Here is a 12538-nt window from a genome sequence, read left to right as displayed (position 1 = left end):
AATTAAGAGGCTAGGACTTTTGTCCCAGCCTCATTTTTTTATCGATAATAGTAATGGAAAAGACGTTTCTTGGAGACAGAAAAATGATAAATCATCAGATTTTAGTGCTAAATCATGTGAAAAAGAAGAAAGAAAGGATAAAAAAGAAGCCTGGCTTGACAGGCTTTCTTAGGATCGCGTATACTAGTAGTACAAAAATGAGATGATAGACAGGAGTGCCAACATGAAGCCCAATCTTCAAGATTATCCGAAATTTTATCGTTGGCTAACCCTGCCTTTTACGAGAAAGCCACATCGTGTGCAGGTTCTTCAAAGGATGAATCGAATCCTGACTTTCGTGATGCCAGGCATCTACGGCCTGGTCTTTTGTTGGCTGTTTTTAAAGAAAACTTCAATGGGAGAAATCTGGCCTTTTATCTGGATCCCTGCTTCGGGTTTTGTCTTGTTTAGCCTCTTTCGTCATTGGGTCAATGTTCCAAGACCTTATGAAAAATGGGAGATTCAACCCTTATTAGAAAAGAATTCATCTGGACATTCCTTTCCTAGCCGACATGTATTTTCGGCGACCATTATTTCTATGTGTGTCTGTCAGTTGTCGCTTCCGTTTGGAATGTGCTCGATGCTCCTATCTCTTCTATTAGCCCTTGTCCGAGTTCTTGGAGGGGTTCATTATCCCAAGGATGTCCTCGTCGCTTGGGGGCTAGGACTCGTTTGGGGAGGACTCTTTTTGCTGGCTTGAATGAACAAATTGCTGAAAATTGACCTTTGTCTAAGAGCGAGGGATAGTGTATACTGGAAAGTGGACTTAGAATAGGAGAGAAGATGAAGTACAGAAAAGCAGAAAAAGCAGATCTGGATCAGGTGGTTCGAGTAGCCAGTACAGCCTTTGAGGACTATCTATTTTTAAAAGTCATCAAGGATTTGGTTCGGGATCCCAAGCAATATCCTGCCTTTGTTGAGGCAATGATGCGCATCCTGGTAAAGGTTTTTCTCAAGCACCATATTTGCCTTGTGGCAGAAAAAAACGATGAAATTTATGCGGTAGCCTTGTTGCAAAAGGGACCGATTCCTTTTCGGGCCTATCTCTTAAATGGGGGATTCGGTTTGCTCAAGTTTATTTTCTTGAAGAATATGTTGTCCTACTTTAAATTTATGGAGGACACGGATAAGGAATTGGAGGAAAATGTAGATTTTGATTGGTATTTGATGCTTCTCGCAGTCGCCCCTAAACACCAACGGCAGGGCTATGGCAGTCGCTTTATGACAGAAGGAATTGAGCCTTTCTTGGAAGAGATCAAAGGGGAAAAACTAGCCTTCTATACCAATACCAAAGGAAATGTCTATTTTTACACAAAAAATGGCTACAAGGAAGTCTATTCAAGTGAGATTAGCTTTAACCAAGTAGAGATGGGTAGTTGGTATTTCTTGAAAGAACTAAAAAAACACTAAGGATACAACCTTAGTGTCAGATTGATGACAAAGTCATTTTAGAAACTTTCCTTAGGTGAGTACGGACGTCAGCGAACTTCGAAGAAGTTCCATGACTTAGTTTTGAGCCTAAGGTCTCAAAACTCCCGAGCTCTTGAAACTATTAAGTTTCAAGAGCTTTTCTCACGTCGGAAAGTTTCAGTTGATGATTGAATAATTCTAACGAATAAATTTTTTTATTTTTACAGAAGTTAATAGATTTGTATAAAATAGCAATTTGTATACGCCTTCACACTAAGGTTACAATCTTAGTATTTTTTCATTGTAGCTGTGAATCTGCTTGAATGCCGAATTTTTCAAAGAAAGCAGTTCGTTCTTCTATGATAGCATCGGTCGGATGTTTGATATTCCGTAAGAGCTCAACAAGGTCTGGTGTGACTTCACGAAGCAGTTGCCCTAAGGACCAGATAGCCGTTGCAATATGAATCTGATTTTGTGAAGTTTCGATGATGTTCAGGAGCTTAGGTATGGCTGAGCGGTCATTGGCATTGGCTAATGCAATGATGGCATTGCGCTGGAGGATGTTCTTGCCTCGCCAACTTCCAGCAACATGTCCGAATTTTTCCTTAAATTGTCCGTTTGACAGCTCGAGAAAAGGAATCAACTCTGGATGAGCCAGATCAGGATCGATTTCTGTTGCCAAGGGATTATCCAGCCCTTTGTTATAAGGGCAGCTAATCTGACAGATGTCACATCCATAGATGACCGTTTTAATTTTCTTGCGAAATTCTAGGTCCATCATGCCCTTGTCCTGAGTTTGGAAGGACAAACAGCGTTTTGCATTCATAGAGCCATCTCCGATTAGGCAGGAGGTTGGGCATGCATCTAAACAACGTCGACAGTCTCCACAACCATAGTCGACAGGATGATCTGGTTCAATTTCGAGATTGGTAATCAATTCCCCCAAAAACATGTAAGAACCGTATTCTTTTGAAATGACTAAGCCATTTTTTCCGATAAAGCCAATTCCAGCTCGTTGGGCGACAGCCGTATCAACCAGTGCTCCAGTATCGACCATGCCCTTGTATTCAAAATCTTGCGTCATTTCTTCAATTCCAGCAGCTAAGCGGTTGAGCTTGTCTTGAAGGACATAATGGTAGTCTAATCCCCAGCTGTTGGGCGTGAATTTTCCTCTTTTATAGGCTGTTTTTTGAGGTTGTTGCTTGAGTTTGTGGGGGTAGGCGACAGCGATTGAGATGATCGTCTTTGCGGAGGAGAGACTTAATTTGGGGTGGATGCGCTCTTCAATATTCTTATGCTCGAATCCAGAATTCCGTCCTTCCTCAACGGCCAAGCGGAGCGATTTTTCCAAATAAGCAAAGTCATCAGCAGTTGTAAATCCAATTTTTGAAATCCCAATAGAATGTGCCAGTTGGATAATATTTTCTTTTAGTGTCATCTTTTCCATTATACACAAAAATGAAGATTCTGGCGAGAAAGGAAACGATCAGGAAGGGCTTTCAAAAGCTTTCTTTTTTTTGTATAATAGAAACATGAAATGTGAGGAGGATATTATGGTACAACCATTATTTTTACATTCAGTGATGCAGGAAAAAATTTGGGGAGGAACACGTCTAAAAGAGGAATTTGGTTACGACATTCCGAGTGACCATGTCGGTGAATTTTGGGCGATTTCGGCCCATCCACATGGTGTTTCTAAAGTAGCCAATGGTCCATACGAAGGAATGGGATTGGATCAGCTCTATCAAGAGCACCGGGAATTATTCAGTAATCGTAAAGAGCCTGTCTTTCCTTTATTAACAAAGATTTTGGATGCCAACGATTGGCTCAGTGTACAGGTGCACCCAGATGATACCTATGCAATGGAACATGAAGGAGAACTTGGAAAAACTGAGTGTTGGTATGTGATTGCGGCTGATGAAGGATCTGAGATTATCTATGGACACAATGCCAAGTCAAAAGAAGAACTCCGTCAGCAAATTGAGGACAAGAACTGGGATGCTTTGCTGACAAAGGTTCCAGTCAAGGCTGGAGATTTCTTCTATGTGCCAAGCGGGACCATGCACGCCATTGGTTCTGGAATTTTGATTCTTGAAACCCAACAGTCGAGTGACACCACCTACCGGGTTTATGATTTTGACCGTAAGGATGCTCAAGGAAACTTGCGGGAGCTTCACTTGGAAAAATCGATTGATGTGTTAAACATCGGTGAGCCGGCAAATAGTCATCCAGATACAGTTGTTGTCGATGATCTTCGAATGACCACCTTGGTTGCAAGTGACTTCTTCACCGTTTATAAGTGGGAACTGACTGGAAAAGCTGATTTTGAAAAGACTGCTGATTACAGCTTGTTAAGCGTCTTAGCCGGAGAAGGAAAATTGACGGTAGATGGAAAGGATTATCCTATTCGAAAAGGAAGTCACTTTATCTTACCGAGCGATGTTGAATCTTGGACTTTGGAAGGGCAAGGTTTAGAATTGATCGTGAGTCATCCATAAAAAAGAAAGGGTTTGAGTTAAAAGTTGTGAAACAACTCAAGCCTTTTTTATCTGAAAACTTTTTTTATGTTAAGCCTTGACTCTGACCTAAGGGGAGGGGTTATACTATCCTTGTAATACTCTTCGAAAATCAAATTCAAACCACGTCAGCGTCGCCTTACCGTATATATGTTACTGACTTCGTCAGTTCTATCTACAACCTCAAAGCAGTGCTTTGAGCAACCTGCGGCTAGCTTCCTAGTTTGCTCTTTGATTTTCATTGAGTACAAGGAGGAAATCATGTACCATATCAAAGAAGCTGCAGAGCTGTCGGGTGTCTCTGTCAAGACCTTGCACCACTATGACAAGATAGGACTTCTCGTTCCTGTGAAATCTGAAAATGGTTATCGGACATACAGTCAAGAAGATTTAGAACGATTACAGGTGATTCTCTACTACAAGTATCTAGGATTTTCCTTAGACCAAATAGCAGAACTCTTAGCTGAAGAAAAAGCTAACTTATTGCCCCATTTGACCAAACAGTTGGACTATTTGACTCAAGAAAGACAACGTCTGGATACCTTGATTTCTACCTTGCAAAAAACCATTCAAGAACAAAAAGGAGAAAGAAAAATGACCATTGAGGAAAAATTCACTGGATTTAGCTATCAAGATACTCAAAAATACCAGCAAGAGGCGGTAGAGAAGTACGGTCAAGAAGTCATGGACCAAGCGCTTGAGCGCCAAAAGGGGCGTGAAGATGAGGCTACGGAAGCCTTCAACCAAGTTTTTCAAACTTTGGCGCAAAATCTCAAAGATGGTCTATCCGTATCCGCAAATGAAAATCAAAATCAGGCAGCTAAACTTTTAGAAGCAATTCGAACGTATGGATTTGACTGCTCTATAGAGGTTTTTGGCCATATCGGCAAAGGCTATGTCTATAACCCAGAATTCAAGGAAAACATCGACAAGTTTGGAGCTGGCACAGCCCAGTACACTTCGGATGTCATTGCCCACTATGTGGCACATCAACCCAAATAAAAAAGAGAGAGTGGGACAGAAATCGGTCATTCGTTAGAATTCGATTTCGTCGTCCTACCTCCGCACAGTTGAGTAGGACTGTAAAAGCTGATGAAATCAGCGCAGTAGAGCCCACTCAACCACTGCGTCTTGCTCGACAATCCAAAAATAATTGAGAGGCTAGGATTTTTGTCCTAGCCTCGTTTTTTGCTTGGATCAATTTGAAAAGAAGCTGGCTGATCTAAGAGAGGTTGGATAAATGAACACAATGAAAACTTTACGAAGATTTCACAATTTCAGTTGACAGTCTTGAAAAAAAAGAGTAGAATAACCCCAGTTTTATGAAAAAGAGGCAGGGAATTCCCGGCCTCATGATCTTTTTTCAAGGAGTTTTTTATGTTTTCAACATTGAAAAAATGGTTTATTGGCCGTCCGTTGAAATCTGGTGCAGAAGGTGAAGGCGGATTGCTAGGGAAAATGCAGGCTTTGGCCATGCTCTCTAGTGACGCACTTTCTTCTATTGCCTATGGTCCAGAGCAAGTTATCTTGGTCTTGATGACCGTATCAGCAGGAGCTATTTGGTGGTCCATTCCGATTGGGATTGTGGTCCTGGTTCTCCTAGCCAGTTTAACGATTTCTTATCGCCAGGTCATTCATGCCTACCCTCAAGGGGGAGGGGCCTACATGGTGACTACGGAGAACTTGTCTCCCAAAGCGGGTTTGATCGCTGGTGGTAGTCTCTTGGTTGACTACATGCTGACAGTAGCAGTATCTGTGTCTTCCGGTGCAGATGCCATCACGTCAGCGATTCCATCTCTTCATCCTTATAATCTTCACATTTCCATTTTGTTGGTCTTGATTTTGATGCTGATGAACCTTCGGGGGCTACGCGAATCAGCGACATCGTTGATGATTCCGGTCTACCTTTTCATTGTCAGTACCATTGCCTTGATCGGCTATGGCGTGATCCAAATCTTGACGGGTCACTTGGCCTATAACGCAACTGCTCATGTGGGTCAAACCATTTCAGGGGTTAGTGTCATTCTCTTATTGCGGGCCTTTACGAGTGGATCTGCTTCCCTAACAGGGGTTGAAGCCATCTCCAATTCGGTTCCTTTCTTTAAGAAACCAAAAGCAAAGAATGCAGCCTCTACCTTGACCATTATGGCTTTGATTTTGGGGATCATGTTTGCAGGGATTACCTTCCTCAATTACTGGGTGGGTGTCGTTCCAGCTAAAGGGATAACAACTCTAGCCCAAATGGCCCAAGCCATCTTAGGGAATTCCCCAGTCGGACAAGCCTTCTTTTACGTCTTCCAATTGTCAACAGCCTTGATTTTGGCAGTTGCGGCTAATACAGGATTCTCTGCCTTTCCAATGTTGGCCTTTAACATGGCTAAAAATAAATACATGCCACACATGTATATGGAAAAAGGGGATCGTCTGGGCTATTCTAATGGGATTTTGACCTTGGCGATTGGTGCCATCGTCTTGCTCTTGATTTTTGATGGGCAAACAGAAAGCTTGATTCCGCTTTATACCATTGGGGTCTTTATTCCTTTTGCCCTATCTCAAACAGGGATGGTGATCCACTGGAAACGCCAATATCAAAAAGGATTTCTTAAGTATTCGCTTGCCAATATCCTGGGGGCAGCCATCTGTTATGGAATTGTCTTGATCCTCTTATTATTCCGTTTGCGTGAGATCTGGCCCTTCTTCCCTATTATTGGTCTCTTGCTTTGGATGTTCTTGAGTATCCGTAATCACTATGATAAAGTTGCGGCTCAATTGCGCTTGGGAGGTAAGATCGAAAAGACAAGTTATGCGGGCAATACCGTGATTGTCCTTGTTGGGAATGTCACTCAGGTAAGTGTGGGAGCTATGAGTTATGCAAATAGCCTAGGAAACGATGTTATAGCTATGCACGTCTCAACGGAAGAAACCAAGGTTAAAGACGCTGAGGTAGCAGAAGAATTTAAGCACTATTTCCCTCATATTCGCTTTGAAAATGTCATGACCAGTTACCGGGATATTATCCAGCCAACAGTTGAATTTGTCTCAAAAGTGGCTGAGGAGGCCAAGGAAAAAGGCAACACCGTTACAGTCCTAGTCCCTCAATTTATCCCTAAAAAACATTGGCAAAATATTCTCCACAACCAAATGAGTTTGAAATTGAAGTATGCACTTCGTTGGCATGAAGAAGTGGTTGTGGCAAGCTATTCTTACCATTTGTCTGAATAACTATCGCATATAGAAAAGATGTCTGCTTGAGCAGGCATCTTTTTGGATTTTCTCACACGAAAAAAACCACTCGAAAGTCTTGTAAGATACAGCCTTGATCTTGAAAAAATGTTAAAAAAATGCTAGAATAAAAAGAACATTTTAGATTTTGAAAAATTCAAAGTAAGGAAAAAAATGGCAAATTTATTAAAAACAATTATTGAAAATGATCGAGGCGAAATCAAACGCCTTGAAAAAATGGCTGATAAGGTCTTTTCTTATGAAGACCAAATGGCAGCTTTGACGGATGACGAATTAAAAGCGAAAACAGTTGAGTTTAAGCAACGTTACCAAGATGGTGAGTCTTTGGATGATCTCTTGTACGAGGCTTTTGCAGTTGTTCGTGAAGCTGCAAAACGGGTTCTTGGTTTGTTCCCATACAAGGTTCAGGTCATGGGGGGAATCGTCCTTCACCATGGTGACGTTCCAGAGATGCGTACAGGGGAAGGAAAAACCCTAACAGCAACCATGCCGGTGTACTTGAATGCCTTGTCTGGTAAAGGGGTGCACGTTGTTACCGTCAATGAATACTTGACAGAGCGGGATGCAACAGAGATGGGAGAACTTTACTCATGGCTTGGCCTTTCAGTAGGGATCAACCTTGCAGCAAAATCTCCAGCTGAGAAAAAAGAAGCTTACCTCTGTGATATCACTTACTCAACCAACTCAGAGATTGGTTTTGACTACTTGCGTGACAACATGGTTGTGCGTGCAGAAAACATGGTTCAACGTCCATTGAACTATGCCTTGGTCGATGAGGTAGACTCCATCTTGATTGACGAAGCGCGTACTCCGTTGATCGTTTCTGGTCAGACAGCTTCTGATACGAGCCAGCTCTATCACATGGCGGATGCTTATGTGAAGACCTTGACAGAGGACGATTACATTATCGATGTCCCATCTAAAACCATCGGTTTGTCTGATTCAGGAATCGATAAAGCAGAAAGCTACTTTAATCTTGAAAACTTGTACGATATTGAAAATGTAGCTTTGACTCACTTTATCGACAACGCCCTTCGTGCCAACTACATCATGATTTTGGATATCGACTATGTGGTCAGCGAAGATCAAGAAATCTTGATCGTCGACCAATTTACTGGTCGGACCATGGAAGGACGTCGCTATTCTGATGGACTTCACCAAGCGATTGAAGCCAAAGAAGGTGTTCCAGTTCAAGAAGAAACCAAAACATCTGCATCGATTACTTACCAAAACCTCTTCCGTATGTACAAGAAGTTGTCAGGGATGACAGGGACAGGGAAAACCGAAGAAGAAGAATTCCGTGAAATTTATAACATTCGCGTGATTCCAATTCCAACCAACCGTCCGATTGCCCGTATTGACCATCCAGACCTTCTCTACCCAAGCTTGAAATCAAAATTTAAGGCTGTTGTAGAAGATGTCAAGTCTCGTCATGAAAAAGGGCAACCAGTCCTTGTAGGTACCGTTGCCGTTGAAACCAGTGATTACCTTTCTCAATTGTTGGTTCAAGCAGGTGTCCCTCACGAAGTTTTGAATGCGAAAAACCACTACAAAGAAGCGCAAATCATCATGAACGCTGGTCAACGTGGTGCTGTTACCATCGCGACCAACATGGCCGGGCGTGGTACCGATATCAAGCTTGGTGAAGGTGTTCGCGAACTCGGTGGACTGTGTGTCATCGGGACAGAACGTCACGAAAGCCGTCGGATTGATAACCAGCTTCGTGGACGTTCAGGACGTCAAGGGGATCCAGGTGAATCTCAATTCTACTTGTCTCTTGAAGATGAATTGATGCGTCGTTTCGGTTCTGAACGGATCAAAGCAGTGCTTGATCGCTTCAAGTTGAGCGAAGAAGAATCGGTGATCCGTTCAAATATGTTCACCCGTCAAGTAGAGGGGGCACAAAAACGGGTTGAAGGAAACAACTACGATACCCGTAAACAAGTCCTTCAATACGATGACGTGATGCGGGAACAACGGGAAATTATCTACGCGGAACGCTATGATGTCATCACAGCTAACCGTGACTTGGCACCTGAAATCAAGGCCATGATCAAACGGACCATCAAACGGATTGTTGAAGGGGCTAGCCACTCAAGCAAGGAAGAACGCGTTGAAGCGATTCTGAACTTTGCCAAATACAATTTGGTTCCGGAAGATACGATTTCGGCAAGCGATATTGAAGGAAAATCTGACAAGGAAGTCATCGATTACTTGTATGCACGTGCAGAAGAAATCTATGCTAGCCAAGTAGCGAAATTGCGTGACGAAGAGTCTGTGCAAGAATTCCAAAAAGTCTTGATCCTTCGAGTGGTAGACAGCAAGTGGACGGACCATATCGATGCTTTGGATCAATTGCGAAATGCGGTCGGACTTCGTGGGTATGCGCAAAATAACCCAGTGGTAGAATACCAATCAGAAAGTTTCCGTATGTTTAACGATATGATTGGATCGATTGAATTTGATGTGACTCGTCTCATGATGAAAGCCCAAATTCACGAACAAGAACGTCCACGTACGGAACACAGCATTTCAACAACTGCGACTCGCAACATTGCAGCGCAACAACAAGATATTCCAGCAGATATTGACTTGTCACAAGTGAAACGCAACGATTTGTGTCCTTGTGGTTCAGGTAAGAAATTCAAAAACTGTCACGGACGTAAATTTTAAGAGGTCCTCTGAAATAGAAAGAGGATGGGTCTAGCTAGCATAAGGAGGCCGTATGGTATTCATTACGAAGAGCAATAAGATTGATGAGCAAGAGATCACTTCGCTTTACCGTTTGGAAGGTTCAGCCTTGGAGCGTAAAGAAGCACGTGACCGAGAGTTGGAGGCGATTATCACAGGAGAAGACCAACGGATCCTTCTTGTGATCGGGCCTTGTTCTTCTGATAATGAAGAAGCGGTGATGGAGTATGCCCGTCGCTTGGCTGACCTGCAAGAGCAAGTGAAAGATCAGATTTTTATTGTGATGCGGGTCTATACGGCTAAGCCTCGGACCAATGGGGATGGCTATAAAGGCTTGATGCACCAACCAGATACACATGCGGCACCAAGCTTTGTGGATGGTTTAAAAGCTGTTCGGCATCTTCACTATCGTGTGATTACAGAAACTGGTTTGACGACTGCAGATGAATTGCTTTATCCAGGCATTCTTCCTTATGTTGAAGATTTGATCTCTTATCATGCCATTGGAGCGCGTTCAGTTGAAGACCAGGAGCACCGCTTTGTATCTAGTGGGATCTCTGCTCCAACAGGCATGAAGAATCCAACATCAGGAAATCTTTCTGTCATGTTTAATGCGATTTATGCGGCCCAACATCCCCAAAATTTCTTGTTCAATGCCCAAGCAGTGGAAACATCAGGAAATCCTTTGGCCCATGCGATCCTTCGCGGAGGTTTGGATGCAAGTGGTAAGAATATTCCAAATTACCATTATGAAGATTTGCTAGCAGCATCAAAACGCTATAGCGAAATGGGCTTGCAACATCCCTTCATCCTGGTGGATACCAACCATGATAATTCTGGAAAACAATTTAAAGAGCAAGTACGCATCGTGAGAGAAACCATGATGAACCGTGCTTGGAATAAAGATTTAGCATCCTTAGTTCGTGGTTTCATGATTGAGTCTTACTTAGAAGATGGCCGTCAAAATGAACCGGTGGTTTATGGTCAATCGATCACAGACCCTTGCCTGGGTTGGGAAAAAACACAGGCCTTGGTCAAAGAAATTGCAACGATGAATAAATAAAAGGCAGGGGCGGAAGGAGTGATTCTTTGGCCCCTTCTCTTTTGTTAGTAAAGAAATATTGAGACAGCAAATAAGGATAAAACAAGATGATCAAAGGACATGGGATCGATATTGAATCGATCACCGCGATTGAAAAAGCCTATCAAAAGAATGCACGATTTGTAGAAAAAGTTTTAACTGAGGCTGAGCGGGCGCGCTTTGAGGAATTGTCCGGAAAGCGGAAAATGGAATATTTAACGGGCCGATGGTCTGCTAAAGAAGCCTTTTCAAAGGCAATGGGAACAGGGATTGGACCGGTTGGTTTTCAAGATTTAGAAATTTTAAATGATGCCCAAGGAGCTCCTTATTTTTCCAAGTCTCCTTTTTCTGGGAAGGTATGGATTTCGATCAGTCACAAGGGAGACTTAGTCTCGACCAGTGTCATTTTGGAGGAAGAAAATGAAAGCAAGTAAACATAGACCAACTGTTGCAAGAGTCGATTTGGATGCCATTGCCTTTAACGTGCAACAAGTCAGTGAACATATTCCGGGTCAAACCTTAAAGTATGCAGTCGTAAAGGCCAACGCCTATGGTCATGGGGTCGTTGCAGTGACGAAGAAATTGGCAGCTAAAGTAGATGGCTTTTGTGTCTCCAATATGGATGAAGCCCTTGAAATCCGTGAGGTAGGCTTGCAACACCCTATTTTGATTTTGGGAGTGGTACCAAGTGAAACAGTGAATCTGGCCAAAGAGCAGGACATCCGCTTAACGGTGGCTAGTCTTGCTTGGTTGAATCAATTGCTTGGAGAAGAAGCAGATCTTTCAGGATTGAAGGTCCATATTAAGGTGGACTCAGGAATGGGGCGGATTGGATTCCGAAGAATCGAAGAGATCAAAGAGGCTGAACGCCTCCTCTTAGCAGCTGGTGCTGAAATTGAGGGAATCTTTACTCATTTTGCGACAGCAGATGAAGCAGATGATCGAAAATTTCAAGCGCAATATCACTTTTTCAAAGAAGTATTGGCTGCACTTGAAACCCTTCCTCCGATTGTTCATGCTAGTAATTCAGCCACCTCTTTGTGGCATGCAGATACGATTTTCACAGCTGTTCGTCTGGGAGATGTCATGTATGGCTTGAATCCAAGTGGTTCGGTGCTAGCCTTGCCTTATGAAATCAAGCCAGCCTTGAGTTTAGTAAGTGAGTTAGTTCATGTCAAACAGTTAGAAGCCGGTCAAGATATTGGCTACGGGGCAACCTATACGACGGAAGATGCCCAATGGATTGGAACGATTCCTATCGGCTATGCGGATGGTTGGATCCGAGAGATGCAAAATTTCCATGTGCTGATTAAGGGTGAGTATTGTCCCATTGTTGGCCGAGTTTCGATGGACCAGATTACTGTTCGCCTTCCAGAAGAATTATCTCTGGGAACCAAGGTTACCCTGATTGGCCGAGACGGCGAGAAAGAAATTACGGCAACAGAGATTGCAGACTACCGTGGTACCATTAATTATGAAGTAGTCTGTCTCTTAAGTGACCGGATTCCGCGTGAGTATACAGGTCAGCAATAAGAAAAAGCAGGTGGGACTTTCCTGG

Annotated in this window: 10 protein-coding genes; 9 read left to right on the top strand and 1 reads right to left on the bottom strand. The window is 43.0% G+C overall.

Annotation, left to right across the window (positions count from 1 at the left end; translation table 11 throughout):
* The first annotated feature begins 223 nt into the window (after positions 1 to 223).
* Together O3605_RS03145 and O3605_RS03140 are read left to right on the top strand one after the other, a co-directional pair.
* Positions 224 to 739 (top strand): phosphatase PAP2 family protein, encoded by a 516-nt coding sequence (locus O3605_RS03145; RefSeq protein ID WP_371585246.1) that lies wholly within the window; start codon positions 224 to 226, stop codon positions 737 to 739.
* Positions 740 to 822: 83 nt separating this feature from the next.
* Positions 823 to 1449 (top strand): GNAT family N-acetyltransferase, encoded by a 627-nt coding sequence (locus O3605_RS03140; protein ID WP_371585245.1) that lies wholly within the window; start codon positions 823 to 825, stop codon positions 1447 to 1449.
* A 298-nt stretch (positions 1450 to 1747) separates the two neighbouring features.
* Here the strand turns inward: O3605_RS03140 and queG are convergent, their stop codons facing one another.
* Positions 1748 to 2887, bottom strand: a complete 1140-nt coding sequence (queG, locus tag O3605_RS03135) for a tRNA epoxyqueuosine(34) reductase QueG (RefSeq protein ID WP_371585244.1) — start codon at positions 2885 to 2887, stop codon at positions 1748 to 1750.
* A gap of 115 nt (positions 2888 to 3002) precedes the next feature.
* Between queG and manA the strand changes: the two genes are divergently transcribed.
* From manA to alr, 7 genes are all read left to right on the top strand, one after another.
* Positions 3003 to 3947: a mannose-6-phosphate isomerase, class I gene (gene manA, locus O3605_RS03130; protein ID WP_371585243.1), complete on the top strand. Its 945-nt coding sequence runs from the start codon at positions 3003 to 3005 to the stop codon at positions 3945 to 3947.
* Positions 3948 to 4226: 279 nt separating this feature from the next.
* Positions 4227 to 4967, top strand: a complete 741-nt coding sequence (locus tag O3605_RS03125) for a MerR family transcriptional regulator (RefSeq protein ID WP_049523116.1) — start codon at positions 4227 to 4229, stop codon at positions 4965 to 4967.
* Positions 4968 to 5342: 375 nt separating this feature from the next.
* A complete protein-coding gene (gene kimA / locus O3605_RS03120) occupies positions 5343 to 7187 on the top strand; it encodes a potassium transporter KimA (RefSeq protein ID WP_049522853.1) in 1845 nt (614 codons plus the stop codon).
* 174 nt (positions 7188 to 7361) lie between these two features.
* Positions 7362 to 9881, top strand: a complete 2520-nt coding sequence (gene secA / locus O3605_RS03115; protein ID WP_021153773.1) for a preprotein translocase subunit SecA — start codon at positions 7362 to 7364, stop codon at positions 9879 to 9881.
* A gap of 52 nt (positions 9882 to 9933) precedes the next feature.
* Complete coding sequence (locus O3605_RS03110; RefSeq protein ID WP_371585242.1) at positions 9934 to 10962, top strand: 3-deoxy-7-phosphoheptulonate synthase; 1029 nt, start codon at positions 9934 to 9936, stop codon at positions 10960 to 10962.
* An 86-nt stretch (positions 10963 to 11048) separates the two neighbouring features.
* Complete coding sequence (gene acpS, locus O3605_RS03105) at positions 11049 to 11414, top strand: holo-ACP synthase (RefSeq protein WP_049515909.1); 366 nt, start codon at positions 11049 to 11051, stop codon at positions 11412 to 11414.
* Complete coding sequence (gene alr, locus O3605_RS03100; protein WP_371585241.1) at positions 11401 to 12513, top strand: alanine racemase; 1113 nt, start codon at positions 11401 to 11403, stop codon at positions 12511 to 12513. The genes acpS and alr overlap by 14 nt, the downstream gene beginning before the upstream one ends.
* The last annotated feature ends 25 nt before the right edge of the window (positions 12514 to 12538 follow it).

The sequence above is a fragment of the Streptococcus sp. 27098_8_99 genome (assembly GCF_041431935.1).
Lineage (GTDB): Bacteria > Bacillota > Bacilli > Lactobacillales > Streptococcaceae > Streptococcus > Streptococcus parasanguinis_D.
Note: the sequence above shows the minus strand (reverse complement) of the source record. Positions and strands in the feature narration are given on the sequence as shown.